This is a genomic window from Streptomyces sp. NBC_00335 (genome assembly GCF_036127095.1).
Classification (GTDB): Bacteria; Actinomycetota; Actinomycetes; order Streptomycetales; family Streptomycetaceae; genus Streptomyces.
Genome location: NZ_CP108006.1, coordinates 8373149 through 8393897, shown reverse-complemented (window position 1 = coordinate 8393897; position 20749 = coordinate 8373149). Strand labels below are relative to the sequence as shown.

The following is a 20749-nucleotide window of genomic DNA, read 5'->3' as shown; positions in this document are numbered from 1 at the left end:
GCGTGCCGCCCTGTCACCGCGGCGCCGTTTCGATCTCAGATCCGGCCTCGTCCGCCCGGAAGGCGCGGCGGTAGGCGGCGGGTGTGGTGCGCAGGGCCTCGTGGAAGCGCCGGCGCAGGTTGACGGCCGAGGAGAGGCCGACCCGGTGCGCGATGGTTTCCACGGGCAGGTCGGTCTCCTCCAACAGGGCCCGGGTGGCGGCGATGCGCCGGTCCAGCAGCCAGCGCCCGGGACTGATGCCCAACTGGTCGGTGAAGCGCCGGGTCAGCGTGCGGGCCGAGACCTGGGAGCGGACCGCCATCTCGGCGACGCTGACCGGCTGGTCCAGCCGCTCGCCCAGCCATTCCAGCAGCGGCGCCAGCGAGTCGGCGACCGGCCCGGAGGTGGGTAGTTCGGCGTACTGCAACTGGCAGCCCTCGCGGTGCGGCGGCATCACCATCTGGCGGGCGATCCGCATCGCGTACGCGGCTCCTTGGTCGGTGCGCACCAGGTGCAGGCAGAGGTCCACGCCTGCCGCCGATCCGGCGCTGGTCGCGACGTCGCCGTGGTCCACGTACAGCACTGCGGGGTCGACCCGGACCCGCGGGAACCGTGCGGCCAGCTCGGGGGCTTGGGCCCAGTGCGTCGCGGCCCTGCGATCGTCCAGCAGACCGGCTGCGGCGAGCATGAAGGCGCCCGAGCAGATGCCGACGACCCGCGCGCCCCGGCGGTGGGCCCGGCGGACCGCTGCGATCAGCGTCGCCGACACTTCGGTGCCGACGGGTTGCTGCCAGCCGGGGAACAGTACGGTGTCCGCGCGCTCCAACGCGTCCAGGCCCGTCGTGACCAGCAGGTCGTATCCGGCCTGGGTGCGCACCGGGCCGGGGTGCTCGGCGCAGACCTCGAACGCGTAGCGGGCGGGGATCGCCGGGCTGTGGTCGCCGAACACCTCGGTCGCGCAGGCCAGGGGGAAGGTCGACTGCGGGGACTGCAGCACGGCCACGACCCGGTGAAGAGCCGGGGACTTCGGCAGTGGACGAGAGGTCATGGCGCGAAAGTACCCCATCGTGTCGTTCAGGACACTGGAGCGGTCGATTGGTCCAGTCCAGCATCGTCCTGTGACCACCGCACAGACACAGACGCAAGCACAGGCCCAGACCGTCCAGGGCGAGGCTTCGACCGCCAGACCCCCCTTGTGGGACCGGCGATTCATGCTGTACTTCACCGCCCGCGCGGTGTCGTTGGTCGGCGACGCGATGATGCCGGTGGCCGCCGCGCTCGCGGTCGGACCGCTGTACGGGATCTCCGGAGTCGGCTTCGTCCTCGGCACTTGGACCGGGACGTTCGTCCTCCTGGTCCTGTTCGGCGGGGTGTTCGCCGACCGGATCGGCGCACGCCGGATGATGGTCGGCGCAGACCTCGTCCGGGTGGTCACCCAGGGTGTCCTGGCTGCCGCGTTCTTCGCCGGGACCCCGCCGTTCTGGCTGCTGGTGACCATGGCGGCACTGGCCGGTGCGGCCGTCGCGATGTTCCAGCCGGGGGTCAACGGGATGGTCCCGCTGGTCGCCCGGGAACCGCAGCGCGCCAACGCCACGCTCAAAGTCGCCGACGCGCTCGCCCAACTGCTCGGCCCGGCCCTGGCGGGGCTGCTGATCGTGCTGACCGGCGCCGGGACCGTTTACGCGATCGATGCGGGCACCTTCGTACTCAGCGCCCTGTGCTTGGGGCTCATCCGCCTCGCCCCTGCGGGCACCTCCGCGGGCACCCTGGCCGATACCCACGCCGAGGCCGACTCCACCGCAGTGCCGAGGAGTTCCCTCCGTCGCGACCTGCGCCAGGGCTGGCAGGAGTTCCGCTCCCGCACCTGGATGTGGGCCGTGATCCTGATCTGGGTGGTCTACGGCGTGCTGCTCTTCGGCCCGCTGGTGCCCCTGAGCTCAGCGCTGATCGGAGCCCGGCTCGGCCCGAACGCGTACGGCCTGGCCGTCTCCTTCCTCGGTGTCGGCACGGTGCTCGGAGGCCTGCTCGCGCTGCGACTGCGCCCGGCCAGGCCGCTGGCCGCCGGTGCGATGGCCATGGTGCTGTTCAGCGGGCTGCCACTCTGCGTGGCGCTGGGCGCCGGGCTGCCGGTGCTGCTGGCGGGCCACGTCCTCGGCGGTGGCGCCTGGGCGTTCTGGTCGGTGATGTGGGCGACCAGTGTCCAGACCCACACGCCACCAGCGGTACTCAACCGGGTCACCGCGTACGAGCTGGCCGGCTCGGTGTCCGGAATCGCCCTGGGCCAGATCCTGGCGGGACCGGCCACGGAGCTGGCGTCCCCGGACAGGCTGCTGCTGGTCTCCGGGGGCGCCTGCCTGGCGGGCTGCGTGGCGCTGCTCTCGATCCCGGCGATCCGCACCCTGCGGCGCGTCTCTCCCCCGGACGGCGGCGAACTGGTTGCGGCCAGACCCTGACCCGCGCTGCGCCGACGGCTGAGGACGGGGCGCTCAGGCGATCGGCGCCTCCCGCCCGACCGCCTTCCAGTACGTCAGGGGCCTGCTCCGGACCTGCTCCCCGGCCTGAAGCGTGCATATCGCCAGGGAGCTCGCGCACCTACCCTGACGGAAGGGAACCGGGGGGAGTCATCATGACGGTGAACAAGAATACGAAGAAGCCGATGCACCCGAAGGCAGGGCTGTGGATCTCCGGCGTCTGCGGCGTGGCGTGGTGCGGGGCGCTGGCGTTCTGGCTCCTGATGGTTCCCGATCCGCTCGACATGCCGGGCGGGCTGGTACCGGCGATCGTGGCGGGCAGCACGGTCGTCCAGTTCGGCCTGGCCGCCATGTATGCCGTGCGGCTGCGGCGGCTCTCGCGGCGCCGGACCCCGAGCGGGTGCCGATCGACAACCGCGACCCGCAGACCTGGTACGCCCGCGGCCTGGCCCTCATCGGCCTGGGCGGCTCCCTGCTCCTCGTGGCATGGTGGAACCGGTCGGCTGGACCATGGTTGGCCCTCGACGTCTTCAACGGGGTCGGGTTCGCGCTCTGCGGCCTCGGTGCACTGTTGTTCGCCGCCGGAGTGGTGCTGCGGTTGATTCGCCGCCGTCGTCGTCCCTGAGCACCTGGTCGATCCACCGACAGCAGTGAGCCTTTCCGGCTGGATACAGAATCCGCCGGGGAGGCTTTCTTCATGCCCTGCCTGCCTGGATCCGGCCGGTCCGGGGTGGCCGACTCTCTTGTTTACCTTACGGGTCGACCCGTAAGGTAATTCCATGAGTTCCTCTCAGCCCTCCAGGGGGCGTCCCAGGGATCCCCGCTCGCACGAGGCGATCATCAGTGCCACGGCGGAGCTGGTGGTCGAGGCCGGCTACGCAGCGACGTCGATCGGGGCGGTGGCCGCGCGGGCCGGTGTCGGCAAGGACACGATCTACCGACGGTGGCCGGGCAAGCCGGAGTTGGTCTTCGAAGCCGTCTTCACGACCACCGATGACGCTCCGCCCCCGGACACCGGAACGCTGGCCGGGGATCTGACCGTGCTGCTCCAGGGCCTGGTCGACGAGTTCCGCGCGCCCGCCGCCGCGGCGGCGCTCCCGGGGCTGCTCGCCGACTTCGCCGCCGATCCGGAACTGCGGGCGCGGATCCGCGGCGACTTCCTGGCCCCGTCGAAGGAACGGCTCCTGATCGTCTTCGAACGCGCCGCGGTACGCGGGGAGATCGCGGCCGACACACCGGTGGACCTGGTCCTGGACACGCTGGCGGGGGCCGTGTTCTTCCACGTGGGGCTCGTCGGGGAACACCCTGGCCGGCAGCTGGCCACACTGCTGGCCACGGTCGTGGCCAAGGGAATCGAGGTCCGATGAACAGCTGGTTTCTCGCGGCGGGCATCACCGCGGTCGGCGTGGCCGTGGTGCACATGGTCGGCGGGCACCGCGATGTGGTGCGCCCGCTGCTGTCCTCTGGGCTCGCGGACGAACCCAAGCGCGTCCTGCACGCCGTCTGGCACATGGTGAGCGTCGACTTGGCACTCTCCGGACTCGCTCTGCTGTACCTCTCCCTGAAGGACGCCGGTACGCCGGGGACCGGCATGGTGGCGTGGTTCGTGGCCGCGCACTTCCTCGCGTACGCGGCCGCCTTCCTGGCCGTCACCCTGTCCGTCGGCTGGTCCAGGCCGCTGCTCCGCCTGCCGCAGTGGATCCTGCTCCTGCCCGTCGCGGTGCTGGCCGCGGCGGGCGCCGCGTAGCGCGTCCTCGGAGCCTTCCCGCGGCAGCCTCGCGCAGGGCCCCCTTCGCGGAGGCCCGCCTGGGCCCGTTCCGGGTGTTTTGCCCCGACCGGTGCTCAGGGAAGCGGTGGGAGGTCCTCCCAGGTCCACGGCGACGCCGGACGGGCGTCCGGTCCGCACCCGTACGGGAGGAGGCGGGCGGGTACGGCGGTGCCCGCCTCCCAGGCCCGCTCCGCCAGGGCTTCGGCGTCGGACTCCGCCCCCGCGTCCCGCAGGGCCCTCAGCAGTTCGTCCACTGCATCGCGTTCGGTCGTCGCGGCGTGGGCGACGGGATCCCGGTCCAGCAACGCGCGCAGGGCGAGGGTCGACCCCGAGTCCAACAGTCCGCGGAGCAGCCGGGCGACCGCCGAGGCGTCCGTGAGGTCCGCGTGTGCCACCGGATCCAGGGCGAGAAGGCCGCGGGTGGCCGTCTCCTGGTCACTTGCCATCTCCAGATCCCCCACCGTCTCCTGATCTCCCACCGTCTCCTGGTCGCCGACCGTCGCCCAGGCGCTGAGCAGCATCCCGATCTCGTCGGCGAAGTCCGGGTCCTGGTCGTCCACCGGGTACTGGGTCACGAGCGCTTCGCGGGCCAATGCGGGTGCCTGCGCCCGCAGGACTCGTAGGACCCCCGGTTCGAGCGGGTCCAGCTCCGCAGCCATCCGGGTGCGCAGGGTCGCCGCGCCCCGTGCGGCCCCGAGCCCGTCGAGGGTCTCCAACAGGAGCGTGACGCCTTCGAGTCCCTTGTGCCCGAGGTCCGCGTGGGACGCGGGGTCGCGCGCGAGGAGCCGCGCCACGGCGTCGTCGGCCCCGATCGCGTCCAGCGCCCGCAGGAGCCACGCGACACTGCCGGCGTACTGCAGGTCCGCGCAGCCGGTCGGGTCGCGGGCCAACAGCTCCTCCATGGCGGGGGAACGCAACCTGTCGAGGACAAACAGCAGGTCGGCGACCGTCCGGGCATCAGCGACGTCCGTCCTTGTGCCCAGCGCGCAGTGCTCGACGAGTTCCTCCGCCGCCTCCCGCGCACCGGCGCTCAGCAGTGCCTCCAGCATCCAGATGGTCTCCAGTGGGTCGTCCCGGTCGAGGTGGGCCGCCGGACCGCGTGCCAGGAACTCGGCGCGGGCCTCGTCTGCGCCGGCATCGTTGAGGAAGCTCAGGATGCCCGGCAGCCCGGTCCAGCCCGGACTGCGGCCGAGCTGCATGCGGGTGACGGCGCCCCGGTCCAGCAGTTCCCGGGCCAGCGGGGCCGCTCCCGCGTCCCGCAGCCTCGTCAGGGTGGCGTGCAGGACCAGGGGGAGGACGGAGAACTCCTCCAGACGGGTCATCAGGCCCCGCGCCCGGAGCTCGGCTTCCACGGCCTCGGTGGGCGCGTCGGTGTTGGCGAGCGCTTTCAGCAGGTCGAAGCAGGCGAACGGGTTCTCCAGGGAACAGTGGGCGGCGGCCCAGCGGGCCACCGTGCCGGCGGGGTCGAGCGGGCCCCTCAGGTACGAGACCAGGAGGGCGGGAGCGGAGGCGTCACCCGCGAGTACGGCGCGCCGCCACAGCAGGGCCGCGTGCCGCCGCAGGCCCCGGTCCCACGCGGACCGTCCCAGTCGGGCCAGGTCCCCGGGATCGTCGGCGTACTCCACCAAGGCGTCCCAGAGCGCCGGTTGCGGTCGCAGGCCCGCCCGGAGCCCGCGCACGTGCTGCTCCAGATAGTCGGCGGGCTCGAACACCGCGGGTGCACCGGAGCGGGGCCGCAGCGCGGACAGGGCGGTGAGGGTACGGACGGCGGTCGGTGTGCCGTCCTCGCGCGTGCCTTCGCCGAGTGCCTTGAGATCCCGTACCTCCCAGCCCGGAACTCCGCTGCGCTGCCGGGGGGTCAGCGCGCCGTCGGCGACCCGGGCGAGGAGTCCGGGGGCCATGGGCGCGTGGTGGCCGAGGCGCCGGGCGTCGAGTGCCGCGCCGATCAGCGCGTGTTCCGAGGCGGTGAAGAACACCTCCGGACCCGAGAGGAAGGCCTCCAGCAGCTGGGGCCCGCCGGTGAGCTGCTGAATGACGCGGCCGTCGGCGCGGCCCGCCTCCAGGGCCGGCCCCAGGCGCAGGTCGCCGGCCAGGCCCTCCAACTCCGCCCACGCGGTCAGGTCCTGGTCGTCCAGGTACGGCGGTACGGTCAGCCGTAGCGTCAGGGCCGGGTGGGTGAGCAGGGCCTTCGCCCCGACGTGGGTGGTCCGGTCCGGGGCGGTCAGCTGCGTCCAGTACGGCCAGGTCCACAGCGTCGCCACCGCCACGAGCCGCCCGTCCCGTGCCAGGTGCTGGTGGAGGGCGTTCGCCGCGGCCTCCCCCTCGGCGCCGTAGAAGAACCGCTGCGCCTCGTTCAGCCACAGCACCGCCCCCTCCTGCACCCGTCCCGCGCGCAGGAGCGACAGCAGGTCCGCGGCGGTGCTCGGCTTGAGGAGGGGCCGCTCAGGGGCCCGGTCGAGCAGCGCCTCGTACAGGGCTCGGGTCTTCCCGGTAGCCGACTCGCCGGTCAGGACCAGCAGGCGCGGGGTACCGCCTGCAAGTGCCGCGTCGAGTGCCGCGCGCAGGCGCGCGTCGTGCGGGCGCAGCAGGTAGGGGGTCAGCGGCCCGTCGCCCGCGTCTTCCGGGCGGCCTCCGGGGAGGGGAGCGCCGTGCACTTCGAGGGCCTTGGGCGTGAACGCCGAGACGGGGCGTACGGCGGGCGGATCGCTGCCGCTGGCCTCCTCGCGGAGCAGGTGCCGCAGCGTGGCGTACGAGGCGTGGTCGCGGGAGCGGGGCTGTACGACGCTGAAGTGGTCCCCGGGCAGCACACCGCTGCGGGGAAAGGCCCCCTGGGCGGAGGCGCGCGGGACCACGGCGTCGCTCTCGGCGGCGTAGACGGAGAACGGGATCGGGCAGGTGCGCTCGCTGACGGCGTCGGCGCCGACGATGTCGCGCAGCACGGCGGTGTGGGTGTCCCGTACGTCCTCGTCGAGGGTGCGCAGCTGCCGCTCCTGCGGGTTGCCGCCCAGCAGTTGCCTGCGCGCGCCGCGGGCGAGATCGGAGCCGGCGTTCGGGCAGGCCAGGAGAACGATCCGGCGGATGCGGGCCAGTTCCCGGCCGCGGCCTTCCGCGAGCATCCGCACCAGCCACCTCTGGATCACCAGGCCGCCCATGCTGTGGCCCACGAGCACCAGCGGCCGGTGCGCGGGCTCGGTCTCCAGGAGCGTCTTCAGGTGGTCGGCGACGGTGCTCAGCGAGGGCAGGGCCCGGTCGGGCCGCAGCCGGCCGAACCCGGTGGCGTACCCGAGGGTCCGGGTGTCGACGAAGTCCAGGTCCGCGTCCCCCTCGATCAGGGAGAGGAAGCGGTCCCACACCTTCGGTCCTGAGGCGAACCCGTGGACGAACACCACGCCCAGCCGGTCCCGGTCACCCATACGAGCCCTCCCCCACCATCGGCGAATTCGCTCGGGGTTCCTACCCCACCGACTTCGGCCGCGAACTAGCGCTGCGGGACGGGGTGTTGCGGCGCGTCGGGGTGGGACGGGATGGGCGGCGGTGTGTCATGCCGGGGCAAGTCGGCGGAATTCATGTCCTGCGCCGGGGAACAGGGAGGAGAGAAGGCTCGACCGCAGCTCTCCGTCGAGCGAGGACGCGAGGAACTGCGTGCACGATACGGGGAAATGCTCCCACCGGTCACCGCGGGCCTCGTTCACCATGACGGTCCATCGATCCGGCTCGATGCCCGGCCGCACGAGCCAGTAGAGGCACTCTCCGTTGTCCGTGGTCGCCCACGGGACGACCCGGGAACCCTCGACCTCCAGTTCCGCCGGCTTCCTCTCGAACTGCCACAGGTCCTCCAGGTCTTCGGCCTGGTTCTTCGCCCACGCGATGAGGTCGTAGTTCTCGTTGGGGCAGCCGGGCTCCAGGACGTACAGATAGTCGTCCCAGTTGCTGCCGCCGAAGGCGTGGATGAAGTCCTTGTAGTCCCCTGGTAGTTGGAACCCAAGGGCGCGCTCGACCTCATCCCAGTCCTTCTGGTGCCGTTCACCCGGCGCCGGGGCCATTTCATGAAGCCGCGCAAGGGCGTGGGACATGGAGTGAGTCCTGTTTCCGAAGGTCGATGGGGTTCTGGGTGCCGGCCGGCGGCCCTCCTTCGGCCGCTCTCGTCAACTTAGTGCAGGTGGAGGTGGCCACGTGGGGGCCGGCCCGGCGAGGTGACGCATCGTCCGGGATTCGGACAGCAGCTGCCTGGGGCGGTGCCCGGCGGTGTGCCATATGGGGTGCGGCCGTACTGGACCAAACGGCCCCGGCTCCGGGCCGGCCGGGGATCCCGGGGTGACTCCGGCGCTTTCAGGCGCACCGTAGGCCGCCCGGCCCACACCTGGATCGCCCGATGCCGTCAACCATTCTAGATTTCGGCGAGTAGGCGGGAAATCGCCCGCTTTGACCGAAAGGGCTGCCCGCATGGCTCGCCGCTGGTTCACATCCGCTCTGTGCGCACTCGCGCTCCTCGCACCGGGGTCACTCGGCGCGGCCTCGGCCGCCGAAGGGGGCCGTACTTCTCTGCGTGTCATGACCCGCAACCTCTACCTCGGCGCCGACCTCGCGCCCGTTCTCGCCGCTACCAGCCCCCAGGCGCTCGTCGCCGCGGTGACCGGCGTGTGGGCGAACGTCCGGGCGACGGACTTCCCCGAGCGGGCCGAAGCCCTGGCCGACGAGATCGCAGAGAGCGACCCCCACCTCGTAGGCCTCCAGGAAGCCGTGCTGTGGCGCAGCCAGACGCCCGCCGGGCCGGGGAGCGCCACCCACGTCGAGTACGACTTCCTGCAGATCCTTCTCGATGAGCTCTCCGCCCGGGGCAAGCACTACGCGGCCGTGGCCAGCGTCACCGTGGGCAGCGACTTCGAGGCCCCGCGTTCCACGCCCGGCGGTTTGCAGGACATCCGCCTCACCGACCGCGACGTGCTCCTGGCCCGCACCGACCTGCCCGCACGCAACTTCTCCGTGGCCAACCCGCAGGCCGCCCGGTTCCAGAGCCACGTACCCCTCTGCCGCCCCGTACTGGGCTGCCCGCCCAACCCGGCCCTGCGGATCGAGCGCGGCTGGGTCGCGGCCGACGCCACGCTGCGCGGCCGCACCGTCCGAGTGGTGAACACCCATCTCGAACCCGCCGCCCCCGCCGTCCAGGAAGCACAGGCCGCCGAACTGCTCGCGGGCCCGCTGGACACCACGCTCCCCACCGTGCTGCTCGGCGACCTCAACTCGGCTGCCGGCGGCGTCGGGGCAACACCGGGAACCAGCACCCAGAGTCACAACCGCCTCCTGGCAGCCGGGTTCACCGACGCCTGGACCGCCACCCGCCCCCGCGACCCGGGCTTCACCTGCTGTCAGGCCCCCGACCTGCGCAACGCCGTCTCCGCCCTCACGCAGCGCATCGACTACGTGCTCGTGCGCGGCAAGATCACGGCACTGACGACCCACCGGGTGGGCCATGCCCAGGCCGACCGCACCCCGTCAGGTTTGTGGCCCTCCGACCACGCCGGCGTCAGAAGCGTGCTCAAGCTGCGTTGAGACGCGGGCCTCGTAGTCGGCACTCCCCCGGGCAACCACCCGCCGAGCCGGTCTCAGACGTCCCGGCGTCGTACGACCGTCACGGCGACGATCACCGAGACGAGCGCCCACCCCGCGAGCGCGATCCAGGAGCCGGTGATCGTGCCCGGGTGGGCGCCCAGGCTGGTGTAGGAGTCCGGGTTCAGGGACAGCCGCTCCTGGGCGGCGAGCGGGAGGTGGTTGCCGATCTCCTTCAGGGCTCGGTACCGGTCGCCGCCGAAGAGCAGGGGCAGGATGAAGAGGATCCCCACGACGGCGACGATCGAGGCCGTGGCGTGGCGGAGGACTGCTCCGAAGGCCATCCCGATGAGTGCGCAGACCGGGACGACCAGTGCGTAGGCCACGACGGCCCGCAGGCAGCCGGGGTCTTGGATCGAAAGGCCGACGTGGCGGGAGGCCAGCATCGCGTTGATGGTGAAGAACGAGGCCACGGAGACGAGGGCGCCGAGCAGGAGCGTGGTCGACGCGACCAGGGCCACCTTGGCCGTGATCACCGCACGCCGGTCGGGGACGGCCGCGAACGTGGTGCGGATCATCCCGGTGGCGTACTCGCCGAAGACGGTGATGGCACCGAAGGAGGCCGCCGCCAGGGCCATGACAGCGGCCGCGATGCTGCTCAGGCCGTGGAACAACGGGTCGTACTTGTAGGCGGGTTCGCCGGGCATCGGGGGGTGCGGCTGGTCGATGTAGGGGAAGTCGGAGTGGACGGCGTTCACGTTGATCGCGATCGCGACCACGGCGCTGAGGACGAGCACCCAGTAGGTGGACCTGAGCGAGCGCATCTTGATCCACTCGGCGGCGAGCAGGTCGGTGAAACCGGCGGCGGGTTCGGCCGCTCGCTCGGACGACCTGGTGCCGGACTCCGTCGGCGTGCTCATCGGGGTTCTCCTGCGCTGTATTCGACACTGTCGGCGGTGAGGGCCATGAACGCCGACTCCAGTGACGAGGTGTGGGTGGCCAGTTCGTGCAGCACGATGCGGTGCCGGTGGGCGAGGTCGCCGATCCGGGCCGCCGTCAGGCCGGTGACGTGGGCCGCCGGGCCGTCCTCCCGCCGCACCGACGCGCCCTCGGCGACCAGTACGGCCTCCAGTGCCGCCAGGGCCGCCGGGTCGGGGGCCCGGACCGTCACGCCCAGGGAGGCGTGCCGCGCCGAGAACTCCGCCAGGCTCGCGTCGGCGATGAGCCGCCCCCGGCCGATGACGATGATCCGGTCGGCGGTGTGTTCCATCTCGGCCATCATGTGGCTGGAGACGAAGACGGTGCGACCCTCGGCCGCCAGCCGCCGGAACAGGCCCCGCACCCACAGCACGCCCTCGGGGTCGAGGCCGTTCAGGGGCTCGTCGAAGAGCAGCACCGGCGGATCGCCGAGCAGGGCGCCCGCGATGCCGAGGCGCTGCTTCATCCCGAGGGAGAACCCGCCGATCCGGCGGCCCGCCGCCTTCGTCAGCCCCGCTTCCCGCAGGACCTCGTCCACGCGGGACAGGGGGATGCGGTTGCCGCGGGCCAGGGCCGACAGGTGCGCCCGCGCGCTGCGTCCGCCGTGCACGTCCTGGGCGTCCAGCAGCGCGCCGACGTGGCGCAGTCCGCGCGGGCGGCGGGCGAAGGGAACCCCGTCCACGGTGACGGTCCCGCCGGTCGGCGTGTTGAGGCCCAGGATCATCCGCAGGGTGGTGGACTTGCCCGCGCCGTTGGGGCCGAGGAACCCCGTCACCCGGCCCGGTTCCACGGTGAAGCTCAGGTCGTCGACGGCGACGGTGTCGCCGTACCGCTTGGTCAGTCGAGTGGATTCGATCACGGGGTCCACGCTGCCCGTGCGGGTACGGTCCGTGCGTCGGCCGGTGGTTCACACCGCGACGCCCTTCCGGTAGCCCGGGGGATTAGTCCTGCGGGCCAATGTCCCGGCGGGCGGGCGCGGATACGATCGCCCGATGAACGCTCCTCCTCGTCCGTCCCTGCTCAGACGCGTGCCACCCGGTGCGTGGGTGGGTGCCTTCTGGGTGGCCCTCATCCTGGTCCGCGTGCTGCAACGGCAGGACGAGCTGCGCCACTTGGTCCAGTACAACGGCAACGTCGAGGACGGGCCGCTGCTGGCCACCGCCGTCGTCACGACCCTGGGCGCGCTGCTGCTGTCCCGCGCGCCGCTGGCGGCCGTGGCCGTCGCGCTCGCGGGCACCGTGTTCTCGCTCGGGATGGCGGTGGGCGAGACGCCGTTCGTCCTGTTCCTGCTCGCCGACGCGGGCGTCGGATACACCGCCGCGACCCGTCCGCGGCGGGTCTCGCTTTCCGCCGCCGGTCTCTGCTTCGCCACCCTGGCGGGCTACGCGGTCTGGGACCTGACCCGCGGCGACTTCTTCAACCCCTCGGCGCCGGCCGGGCTCGCGTCGACCGTCGTCATCGCCTGGCTGATCGGCAACACGATCCGTCAGAACCGGGCGCACGCGGACACGGTGCGCGCCCAGGTCACGCGGCAGGCGGTCACCGCGGAGCGGCTGCGCATCGCCCGGGAGCTGCACGACATGGTCGCCCACAACATCGGCATCATCACCATCCAGGCCGGCGTGGGCAGCCGGGTCATGGACACCCAGCCCGCCGAGACGCGCAAGGCGCTCGATGCCATCGAGGCCACCGGCCGGGAGACCCTCGCCGGGCTGCGCCGGATGCTCGGCGCACTGCGCAAGGGCGAGGAGGAGTCCGCGCCGCTGGAGCCGGTCCCCGGTCTGGCCGCCCTCGGCCGGCTGGTCGGGCGGAGCGCGGCCGCCGGCGTCCGGGTCGAGGTCCACCGGAGTGGGGAGGGTCGCGAGCTGCCTTCGGACGTGGACCTCGCGGCCTTCCGCATCGTCCAGGAGGCGGTCACCAACGTGGTGCGGCACTCCGGCACCCGGGACTGCACCGTGACGGTCGACCACCGCGGCCGCGAGCTGGCCGTCGAGGTCGTCGACCTCGGCCGCGGGGGCAGCGTCGGCGGGTCCGGGTACGGCATCGTCGGCATGCGGGAGCGCGTCGGGCTGCTGCACGGCGAGTTCAGCGCCGGGCCGCTCCCGGACGGCGGCTTCCGGGTGGCGGCCGTGCTGCCGATACCGCAGGAGGCGGGGCGTTGATCCGTGTCGTGCTGATCGACGACCAACCGCTGATCCGTACGGGGCTGCGCGTCCTCATCGCCGACACCCCCGACCTGGAGGTGGTCGGGGAGGCCGGGAACGGCGCCGACGCCGTGGAGCTGGTGGCACGGCTGCGGCCGGACGTGGCCATCATGGATATCCGGATGCCCGGCACGGACGGGATCGAGGCCACCCGCCGGATCGACGCGGATCCGCGGTCGACGACCCGCGTCCTGGTCCTCACCACCTTCGACGACGACGAGTACGTCTACGGTGCGCTCCGCGCCGGCGCGAGCGGCTTCCTCGTCAAGGACATGCCGCTGGAGTCCATCCTGGACGGGGTCCGGGTCGTCGCCGCCGGGGACGCCCTCATCGCGCCGGGCGTCACGCGCCGTCTCATCGAGGAGTTCGCGGCGCGTCCCGCCCCTTCCCCCGATGTCCGGCCGGAAGCCCGCCGGGTGGTCGCGGGCGGCGTCACGGCCCGGGAGCGCGAGGTCCTGACCCTTGTCGGCCGCGGTCTGTCGAATGCGGAGATCGCCGGGGAGCTCACCATCAGCGTCGCCACCGCGAAGGCCCACCTCGCACGGCTCTTCACCAAACTCGACGCCCGCGACCGGGTCCACCTGGTGATCCTCGCCTACGAGTTCGGCCTCGTCGCGCCGCCGGGCTGAGGTGCGCCGGCGGATCCGCGTCCCGTACCACTGGCTCCCCCGCCGGCCCGCCTACGCGGCGGTGCCGTCCGGCTCCGTGGTCATGCGGGCCACGTGGAGTGCCAGGTAGGAGACCTCGTCCTCGCTCAGGTGCTCGCCCAGACGCAGCTCGACGATCGTCGCCAACTGCTGCGCGGTGCGGGTCGCCTCCGGGTAGTGCCGGCGGATGCCCTCGCCGATCGTGGTCTCGTGCCCCTTCAGCTGCCGGTGCTGCTGGATGCGCACGAAGAGGTAGCGCACGTGGGTGATGAACCGCGCCGCGCTCATGGACTCCTGGGACACGGACAGCCCGTACCGCTCCCGCACGACGGCGAGCATCTGCTGGATGACCCCGGTCATCGTGTACGTGAAGGACAGGTCGCCCGTCGCGAAGCCCGCGTTGACCAGGTGCAACGCGAGCGCGATCGCCTCGGAGTCCCCCAGGCGCGGGTCCAGGCGCTCGTTGATCGCGTCCAGCAGCCGCTGCGCCTGGGCGTACTCGGAGGCGTACAGGGCCTGGACCTCCGCGCGCAGCGGGTACTCGATGACGATGCCGCGCGCGGCCCGGTCCAGGGCGCCGGCCACGTGGTCGGCGACGGCGATGGCGAGGGTCGGCCGGGTGGACTCGCGCCCCTCGATGCCCGCTTCGTCGAGCGCGATGACGACGGCCCGCAGGACCTCCTCGTCGATGAGGGCGAGGACCTCGCTCAGGTGATCGGGGTCGCGGCCGTCCGCCGGGACGAAGACGCGCACGATCAGCGCGGGGTCGACCGGCTTGCCCTGGCGGGAGCTGAACCCGATGCCGCGACCGGTGAGGATGACTTCCTGGCCCTTGTCGTCGCGCGCGAGAACCACGTTGTTGTTGAGGACACGCAGCGCCTTCAACGCCTGCTCTCCTTCTGGTTCGCGGTCCGGTTCGCGGTCCGGTTCTGCCCAATGATCCCGCATTGTCTGGCACGCATGCGCCACCCTCTCCCCCGAACCGTTCCGACGCGGGTGCGCCCCCCGGGAGGTGGCGCGCCCGCGTCGGAACGATGACGGTCGTTACCGCCGTACGGTCACCACGGGGGCACCGGCGGCGACGGTCTGCCCGGTGTGCGGCTCGACCGAGGTGAGGTCGGCGGTGTTGGTGACGGTCATGAGGGTGACGGTCGGGTGCTCCGCCGCGCGCACGGCGTCGAGGTCGACCTCGGCGAGGAGGTCGCCGACGGAGACCTGCCGACCCGCCTCGACGCGGACGTCGAAGCCTTCCCCGCGCATCTTCACCGTGTCGATGCCGATGTGGATGAGGACCTCGATGCCGTCGGCGGTACGGATGCCGAAGGCGTGGCCGGTGGCGGCGACGATGATCAGCTCTCCGTCGACCGGGGCGACGATGCGGCCGTCGGCCGGCTCGATGCCCACGCCTTCGCCGAGCGCGCGGGAGGCGAAGACGGGGTCCCCGACCTCGTCGAGGCCGACCACACGGCCCGCGACGGGCGCGGCGAGCTCGGTGCCCCGGGCGGGGGTGGAGGCGGGGGCACCGGCGGCGGTGGCGGACGCGGAGACGGAGCCGGTCGCGGATGCGGTGGCGGAGCCGGTGGACGCGCCCGCGGCGGCCGTGGCGGCGCCGACGGTGACGAGCTCGCGGTCATCGGCTGCCGCGGTCTCCCCGTGGGAGGCGGCCTCGGCGGCGTCGCGGTCGGCGTTGGCCTGGACGCGGTCCTCCGGGGTGCGGAAGTCGGAGAAGTACACGAGCGCCATCGAGACGAAGAAGGCGGCCGTGATGGCGATGCCGTAGGTGGCCATCGGGGAGAAGACCGGGATGGTCAGCAGGGAGGTGAAGGCGAAGGCCTTGGTGTCCACGCCGCCCAGGACGCCCACGATCACGCCGCCCACGAGGCAGCCGACGAGCATGCGCGGGTAGATCCGCTTGAACCGCAGGTGGATGCCGTACAGCGAGGGCTCGGAGATGCCGCCGAGCAGACCCGCGGCCAGGGCGCCGGTGGCGGTCTGGCGCATCTCCTTCTCGCGGTGGCGCAGCGAGAGCAGCAGGACACCGGCGGTGGCGCCGAAGCAGGCGAAGTTCCATGCGCCCATCGGGCCCTGGATGAAGTCGTAGCCGAGGGTGTTGATGTTCACGAGCATCAGCGCGTTCAGCGGCCAGTGCAGGCCCAGCGGCACCAGGAACGGGTAGAGCAGCGGGATGAGGATCGCGAAGACGATCGGGGCGTTGCCGTTCAGCCAGGACAGGCCCTCACCGAGGCCGTTGCCGGCCCAGACGCCCAGCGGGCCGATGAGGAAGGCGGTGATCGGGATCATGATCAGCATGCTGAAGAACGGCACGAAGACCAGGTGGACGGCCTCCGGGAAGATGCGCTGCAGGCCCTTGTAGACCAGGGCGAGCAGGGCGACCATCAGCAGCGGCACGAAGACCTGGCCGCCGTAGTCGTTCAGCTGCATCGGCAGTCCGAAGACGTGCGCCACGCACTCCTGGGTACCCAGGGTCCCGTTGGTGGTGCAGGTGATGCCGGGGATGCCGGACTTCGGGTTGAGCATGCCGGTGAAGTTCGGGGTCATCACCGCGGCCATCACCGCGGCGCCCACCCAGGGGTCGATCTTCAGCTTCTTGGCCGCGTTGTAGGCGACCATGATCGGCAGGAAGTACAGCACCGAGCGCCACATGGCGTCGACGAAGACCCAGGTGGCGGACTTGTCCGCGGCGCGGAAGTCGACGAAGCCGAGGGCGTCGAGGACGGAGGCGATCGCGATGATGAGCGAGGAGCCCAGCAGGACGCCCATGAGCGGGCGGAACGAGTCGGACAGGTACTCGAAGAAGTTGTCGACCCAGGCGTAGCGGCCGCGGCTCTTGGCCCGCATCGCGGCCTTGACGTCCGCGTCGGACTTCGGGCCGGGCGCGGCGCCGCCGCTCATCGACGGCAGGTTCATGATCTCCGAGTAGACGCGTGCGACGGCTCCGCCGATCACGATCTGGAGGCGGTCACCGGACTGCGGCACGGTGGCCATGACGCCGTCGAGGCCATCGAGCGCGGCCGCGTCGGCCTTCGCCCCGTCGTGGAGCTGGAAGCGCAGCCTCGTCGCGCAGTGCGTGAGGCTCTCGATGTTCTCGGCTCCGCCGACGCCGCGGAGGATCTGCTCCGCGAGCGTGCCGGGTCCGGCTACGGGTGTGTTCATGATGCGTCCTTGCATCCTGGGGCGCTGGCCATCCTGCTTCGGTCCGCGATCTCTCACGCCCGGATCCGGGCAACAAAAAAGGCCCGGGTCGCGCACACGGCGCTACCCAGGCCTTGCCTCCCCTCAAGCGGTCCACCGCCTTGACGTCGCGGGTGGCGACGAAGGTGACGTCCTCGGGGAGTAACAATCCTGTGATCGAGATCGATCAGACAAAACCTTAACACCGGGAAACGCGTGCACAGGACGGTGCCGGCGTGATGGGACTCACGGCGCGATGCACGGAGCGATTCACGGCGCGGCTCGCGGCGCGGTTTCAGCGGCTACGGACGGGGGTTGCGGGCCAGCAGGTGAGCGTCGAGGAAGCCGCGCTCGGAGGCCGGGTCGTGGAGCAGCCTGGCGAAGGGGACGAGGCCGGCTGCGGTCAGCAACTCGGCGAGCCGGTCCGCCGGCCAGCTGTAGGCGGGCGCCACCTTGTGGTCGAAGGGGACCGGATCCGGTCCGTCGGTCCCGAAGAACGAGACCAGGAGCAGGCCCCCCGGTGCGAGGACGCGGACCTGCTCGGCGAGCAGCGCGGGCAGTTCCCCGGGCGGGGTGTGGATCATCGAGTAGTGGGCCAGTACGCCGCCGAGCGCGCCGTCCTCGATGGGGAGGGCCTCCATGCGCGCCTCGTCGAACCGCAGCGCCGGATGGGCCCGGCGGGCGTGGTCGACCATGGCCGGGGAGAGGTCGAGCCCGAAGGCGTCCAGTCCCAGGTCGTGCAGCATGGCCGTCAGGTGTCCGGGACCGCACCCGACGTCGGCCGTTCGCGGGTTCCCCGTGCCCCGCACCAGCTCGGCGAAGGTGGTGATCATGGCTCGCGCGAAGGGCTGCGTCTCCAGCCGGTCGGCGAACATGGACGCGTACAGCTCGACGATGCCGTCGTAGGCCACCCTGGTCTGCTCTTGATGATCCGCCACGGGGAGGAAGCTAACATCCGCGCGGAGCGGCCCGCCCGGCCGGTGCCGGGAGTGCCTGTCCCGGGGTGGACGGCGATGACGCCCGGTGTTCGGTGGGGGTGGTTCCGTAGGCTTCGCGAAATGCCCGGCTGAACGCGGTGGCGCTGGAGAATCCCCAGCGGGCGGCGATCACTTGGACGGGCTGAGCGCGCAGTTCCGCACGGGCGAGGTCGGCGTGGGCTCGCTGTAGCCGGCTTTCGCGTATGCGAGCCGTGATGCTCAGGTCCTGGCCCGCGAAGAGAGCGTGCAGACCCCGCAGGGACATGTTGTGCCGGTCCGCGATCGCCTGAGGAGTCAGGCCGGGGTCGCCGAGGTTGTTCTCGATGAATCGGTGGATCCGCTGCAGGGTCTCCTGGGTGCGGACCTCGGCGGGCGCCTCGGCCAGGTCCCCCAGTTGTCGCGCGAGGCACGCGGTGGCCAGACCGAGGGCAATGGCCCCCATCCCGTGCAGTTCCTCCGGGCGGCAGGGCGAACCGTGTGTGAGCAACGTTTTCAGGAAGTCGGCAAGGATCGCCCCCGACCCGGTGTCCGCGGCCAGGTTCTGTGCGAGGAGGCGGTCCACCCGGTTCGGGCGCAGCGCCAGGGCCGGGCGGGGGATCTGCAGCACGATCGTCTCCACCTGCCCGCCTTCGCAGGCCCCCGAGCTCGGCCGTGAGGTGTCGGTGAGCACGAGCCCCCCGGAGACCACCGAATCGCTGCCCCGCTGAGAGATCCGGACACGGCCCTGCGTCACGAGGGCCAGTTGGAAGTGCTCCGGATCGCCGCGCCGTACGTGGGCCGAGGTACGGCGCGAGAGCACCGGTGAGCACGCCAGGGAGGACAACCGCACCACGCCGAGGTCCAGGTCCGTGATCTTCGCGCGGAAGTCGGCCGTGTGCGGGGTGCTGAGCATGACCGGCATCACGTCGCTGGACACCGTCTCGCAGAACCAGTCGAACCTGTCCCCGCGCTCCACGACGGCTTCCGACGCCACCAGCGAGCCCATGCGATCACCCACACCCTTTGACCTGGCAGTGGAACCAGCCCTTCACCGGTCGCCCCACAGCCGTGCTTCCCCCCGTCCGCGATCAAGTATCAGTCACGCGAATCCGGCGAGGTCACGCATCCGTGCCGGGTCCACACCCCCTCTTCCCACCTGGTTGCCTCACCAGGTATCTTGCATCGCATGGAACCAGGTGATTCGACCAAGCAGGCCCGGGCAGCCGCCCAGCTGCGCAAGGGGGTCCTGGAGTACTGCGTCCTCGCCCTGATGCGGGACCGCCCCCGCTACGGCGTGGAGCTCCTCCAAGCCCTGGAGGACTCCGGCACCCTCGCCACCAGCCAGGGCACGGTCTACCCGCTGCTCTCCCGGCTGCGCCGCGACGACCTGGTCACCACGACCTGGCAGGAGTCCGCCTCCGGACCGCCCCGTCGCTACTACGCGCTCACCGACAGCGGCCGCGCCGCGCTGGACGAGTTCACCCGCGTCTGGCCCGGCTTCCGCGACGCCGTCGACGACTTCCTCACCATCCCGCACCCCGCCACCGGAGATCCCGCATGAAGACCTCGGCCGACCCCGTAAGCGACTACCTCTCCGCCGTCGAGCGCGAGGCCTCCGCACTGCCCGCCGACCGTCGCCGGGAACTCCTCGCCGATCTCGCCGAACACATCGAGGTGACCCGCGCCGAACGTCCCCACGTCACGATCGGCGAGGTTCTCGCGGAGCTGGGGGATCCCCGTACGATCGCGGCGACGGCACTGGCCGAGGCCGGCGACGGGGTCGTCGGGTCCCCGGCCGAGAGCGGCGCCGGCGCACCCGTCCGGCGGGGCAAGGTGCACCCCCTGGCCCCCCTCCTGATGCTCACAGTCCCCTTCCTCGTCGCCGCGGTCCTCCCCTACAGCGACGTCACGGCGTTCTTGAGCACGTTGTTCCGCGTCATCGGCGCGGTGCTCCTGTGCACCTCGGTGCACTGGACCTCGACGCAGAAGACGACCGGCGTTCTGCTCACCGCCGTCCTGCCGACCCTCGCCATCGGCCTCTGCAAGTTGTTCCTCGCCGCACCGCCGAGCGACACCGCGGCCAACCTGGCAAACCTGGCGACGCTCGCTCTGCTGGCCGGTACGACGGGATGGCTCTGGCGGATCCGGCGCGCCTGAGGCGTGGTTGCCGTCTCCTGAGGCGTTGTCACCGTCCGTGGCTCGGACAAGAGCCTCAGGCGATGGACTGGGCGGCGTAGAGGGTGCCGACGCCGGTGGCCAGGGTGCCCAGCAGGAGCCGGAGGGCCTTCTCGGGGAGGTGGGGCTGGAGGCGGGCGCCGAGGTAGCCGCCGATGAGTCCGCCCGCGCCGCAGGACAGGCCCAGGAACCAGTCCGGCGCGATGCTGCCCGGCCCGGAGAGCGCCAGCAGCGCGTAGGTGGCGGCCCCGACCACCGAGGTGGCGAAGGTGGAGGCCAGGGCCGCCGGGGCCACCTGGGCGACGGGCGTGCCGCGGCCGACGAGGACGGGGCCCAGGAGGGAGCCGCCACCGATGCCGTAGATCCCGCCGACCACTCCGACACCCAGGGCCAGGCCGGTCACCGCGCGCGGGGACAGCTCCTCACGGGCCCGTCCGGACCGCCGGGACGGCAGGAGCGTGCGGATGACCAGCCACAGTCCGAGCGGCAGCAGGAAGGCCGCCATCAGGGCCTTGAAGACCACCGGGCCCGGGATCGCGAACACCCGGACGACGGCGCCGATGACCACGCCGGGCAGGGTTCCCAGGACCAGCCTGCGGACCAGTGGCCCGTGCAGGGTGCCGGTGCGATGGTGGCGCAGGAGCGCGCCGGGGCCGGCGACGACGTTGTAGAGCAGGTTGGTCGGTGTGACCGCCGGACTCGGGACCGCGAACACGCTCAGCTGCACGGGCAGCAGGAACACCGCCCCGGAGACGCCGACCGGTGCGGTGATCACCGCGATCAGCAGGCCGGTGGCCAGGCCGGCCAGGCCCGTCCCCCACTCCAAGGCCGT

The 20749-nt window shown here is 72.0% G+C and carries 19 protein-coding genes; 9 read left to right on the top strand and 10 right to left on the bottom strand.

Going from position 1 to position 20749, the window contains the following annotated elements:
- Positions 1–13 precede the first annotated feature (13 nt).
- Positions 14–1027, bottom strand: coding sequence for a GlxA family transcriptional regulator (locus tag OHA37_RS37955; RefSeq protein WP_266913639.1), 1014 nt, complete (start codon positions 1025–1027; stop codon positions 14–16).
- Positions 1028–1097: 70 nt separating this feature from the next.
- Here OHA37_RS37955 and OHA37_RS37950 point away from each other — a divergent pair, with 70 nt between their 5' ends.
- The 4 genes from OHA37_RS37950 (at position 1098) to OHA37_RS37935 (ending at position 4197) form a co-directional block, all read left to right on the top strand.
- On the top strand, positions 1098–2432 hold the full coding sequence (locus tag OHA37_RS37950; protein WP_266913637.1) for an MFS transporter: 1335 nt from the start codon (positions 1098–1100) through the stop codon (positions 2430–2432).
- 418 nt (positions 2433–2850) lie between these two features.
- Positions 2851–3075, top strand: a complete 225-nt coding sequence (locus tag OHA37_RS37945; RefSeq protein WP_266913635.1) for a hypothetical protein — start codon at positions 2851–2853, stop codon at positions 3073–3075.
- A gap of 154 nt (positions 3076–3229) precedes the next feature.
- Positions 3230–3817 (top strand): TetR/AcrR family transcriptional regulator, encoded by a 588-nt coding sequence (locus OHA37_RS37940; protein WP_266913633.1) that lies wholly within the window; start codon positions 3230–3232, stop codon positions 3815–3817.
- Positions 3814–4197 carry a hypothetical protein gene (locus OHA37_RS37935; protein WP_266913631.1) on the top strand — a complete coding sequence of 128 codons (384 nt, stop codon included), beginning with the start codon at positions 3814–3816 and terminating at the stop codon, positions 4195–4197. The genes OHA37_RS37940 and OHA37_RS37935 overlap by 4 nt, the downstream gene beginning before the upstream one ends.
- Positions 4198–4292: 95 nt before the next feature.
- Here OHA37_RS37935 and OHA37_RS37930 read toward each other — a convergent pair whose 3' ends face one another.
- Together OHA37_RS37930 and OHA37_RS37925 are read right to left on the bottom strand one after the other, a co-directional pair.
- Positions 4293–7631, bottom strand: coding sequence for an alpha/beta fold hydrolase (locus OHA37_RS37930; protein WP_266913629.1), 3339 nt, complete (start codon positions 7629–7631; stop codon positions 4293–4295).
- Positions 7632–7757: 126 nt separating this feature from the next.
- The gene (locus tag OHA37_RS37925; RefSeq protein WP_266913627.1) at positions 7758–8291 is read right to left on the bottom strand and encodes an SMI1/KNR4 family protein; all 534 of its coding nucleotides are present in this window, start codon (positions 8289–8291) and stop codon (positions 7758–7760) included.
- 478 nt (positions 8292–8769) lie between these two features.
- Here OHA37_RS37925 and OHA37_RS37920 point away from each other — a divergent pair, with 478 nt between their 5' ends.
- On the top strand, positions 8770–9768 hold the full coding sequence (locus OHA37_RS37920) for an endonuclease/exonuclease/phosphatase family protein (protein WP_266913625.1): 999 nt from the start codon (positions 8770–8772) through the stop codon (positions 9766–9768).
- Positions 9769–9821: 53 nt separating this feature from the next.
- Here the strand turns inward: OHA37_RS37920 and OHA37_RS37915 are convergent, their stop codons facing one another.
- Together OHA37_RS37915 and OHA37_RS37910 are read right to left on the bottom strand one after the other, a co-directional pair.
- On the bottom strand, positions 9822–10685 hold the full coding sequence (locus tag OHA37_RS37915) for an ABC transporter permease subunit (protein ID WP_266913623.1): 864 nt from the start codon (positions 10683–10685) through the stop codon (positions 9822–9824).
- On the bottom strand, positions 10682–11602 hold the full coding sequence (locus OHA37_RS37910) for an ABC transporter ATP-binding protein (RefSeq protein ID WP_266913621.1): 921 nt from the start codon (positions 11600–11602) through the stop codon (positions 10682–10684). The genes OHA37_RS37915 and OHA37_RS37910 overlap by 4 nt, the downstream gene beginning before the upstream one ends.
- 133 nt (positions 11603–11735) lie before the next feature.
- Between OHA37_RS37910 and OHA37_RS37905 the strand changes: the two genes are divergently transcribed.
- On the top strand, positions 11736–12905 hold the full coding sequence (locus OHA37_RS37905; RefSeq protein WP_266913619.1) for a sensor histidine kinase: 1170 nt from the start codon (positions 11736–11738) through the stop codon (positions 12903–12905).
- On the top strand, positions 12902–13576 hold the full coding sequence (locus OHA37_RS37900) for a response regulator (protein ID WP_266913617.1): 675 nt from the start codon (positions 12902–12904) through the stop codon (positions 13574–13576). Before OHA37_RS37905 ends, OHA37_RS37900 begins: the two co-directional genes overlap by 4 nt.
- A 51-nt stretch (positions 13577–13627) precedes the next feature.
- Here the strand turns inward: OHA37_RS37900 and OHA37_RS37895 are convergent, their stop codons facing one another.
- The 4 genes from OHA37_RS37895 to OHA37_RS37880 all read right to left on the bottom strand — a co-directional run bounded on the left by OHA37_RS37895 (position 13628) and on the right by OHA37_RS37880 (position 18760).
- The gene (locus OHA37_RS37895; RefSeq protein ID WP_266913615.1) at positions 13628–14479 is read right to left on the bottom strand and encodes a PRD domain-containing protein; all 852 of its coding nucleotides are present in this window, start codon (positions 14477–14479) and stop codon (positions 13628–13630) included.
- Between the two features lie 159 nt (positions 14480–14638).
- Complete coding sequence (locus OHA37_RS37890) at positions 14639–16768, bottom strand: glucose PTS transporter subunit IIA (RefSeq protein WP_266913613.1); 2130 nt, start codon at positions 16766–16768, stop codon at positions 14639–14641.
- A gap of 320 nt (positions 16769–17088) precedes the next feature.
- A complete protein-coding gene (locus OHA37_RS37885) occupies positions 17089–17724 on the bottom strand; it encodes a class I SAM-dependent methyltransferase (RefSeq protein WP_266913611.1) in 636 nt (211 codons plus the stop codon).
- A 10-nt stretch (positions 17725–17734) separates the two neighbouring features.
- On the bottom strand, positions 17735–18760 hold the full coding sequence (locus OHA37_RS37880; protein WP_266913609.1) for a helix-turn-helix domain-containing protein: 1026 nt from the start codon (positions 18758–18760) through the stop codon (positions 17735–17737).
- 168 nt (positions 18761–18928) lie between these two features.
- Between OHA37_RS37880 and OHA37_RS37875 the strand changes: the two genes are divergently transcribed.
- On the top strand, positions 18929–19303 hold the full coding sequence (locus OHA37_RS37875) for a PadR family transcriptional regulator (RefSeq protein ID WP_266913607.1): 375 nt from the start codon (positions 18929–18931) through the stop codon (positions 19301–19303).
- Positions 19300–19899 (top strand): HAAS signaling domain-containing protein, encoded by a 600-nt coding sequence (locus OHA37_RS37870; RefSeq protein WP_266913605.1) that lies wholly within the window; start codon positions 19300–19302, stop codon positions 19897–19899. Before OHA37_RS37875 ends, OHA37_RS37870 begins: the two co-directional genes overlap by 4 nt.
- Positions 19900–19954: 55 nt before the next feature.
- Here the strand turns inward: OHA37_RS37870 and OHA37_RS37865 are convergent, their stop codons facing one another.
- Positions 19955–20743, bottom strand: coding sequence for a sulfite exporter TauE/SafE family protein (locus OHA37_RS37865; protein WP_266913603.1), 789 nt, complete (start codon positions 20741–20743; stop codon positions 19955–19957).
- Positions 20744–20749 lie beyond the last annotated feature (6 nt).

Excerpts from the sequence above, each read along its gene's own strand:
- OHA37_RS37920 (WP_266913625.1), top strand. The coding sequence starts at position 8,770 with ATGACCCGCAACCTCTACCTCGGCGCCGACCTCGCGCCCGTTCTCGCC.
- OHA37_RS37875 (WP_266913607.1), top strand. The coding sequence starts at position 18,929 with ATGGAACCAGGTGATTCGACCAAGCAGGCCCGGGCAGCCGCCCAGCTG.
- OHA37_RS37935 (WP_266913631.1), top strand. The coding sequence starts at position 3,814 with ATGAACAGCTGGTTTCTCGCGGCGGGCATCACCGCGGTCGGCGTGGCC.
- OHA37_RS37955 (WP_266913639.1), bottom strand. The coding sequence starts at position 1,027 with ATGACCTCTCGTCCACTGCCGAAGTCCCCGGCTCTTCACCGGGTCGTG.
- OHA37_RS37930 (WP_266913629.1), bottom strand. The coding sequence starts at position 7,631 with ATGGGTGACCGGGACCGGCTGGGCGTGGTGTTCGTCCACGGGTTCGCC.
- OHA37_RS37925 (WP_266913627.1), bottom strand. The coding sequence starts at position 8,291 with ATGTCCCACGCCCTTGCGCGGCTTCATGAAATGGCCCCGGCGCCGGGT.
- OHA37_RS37940 (WP_266913633.1), top strand. The coding sequence starts at position 3,230 with ATGAGTTCCTCTCAGCCCTCCAGGGGGCGTCCCAGGGATCCCCGCTCG.
- OHA37_RS37870 (WP_266913605.1), top strand. The coding sequence starts at position 19,300 with ATGAAGACCTCGGCCGACCCCGTAAGCGACTACCTCTCCGCCGTCGAG.
- OHA37_RS37890 (WP_266913613.1), bottom strand. The coding sequence starts at position 16,768 with ATGAACACACCCGTAGCCGGACCCGGCACGCTCGCGGAGCAGATCCTC.
- OHA37_RS37905 (WP_266913619.1), top strand. The coding sequence starts at position 11,736 with ATGAACGCTCCTCCTCGTCCGTCCCTGCTCAGACGCGTGCCACCCGGT.
- OHA37_RS37915 (WP_266913623.1), bottom strand. The coding sequence starts at position 10,685 with ATGAGCACGCCGACGGAGTCCGGCACCAGGTCGTCCGAGCGAGCGGCC.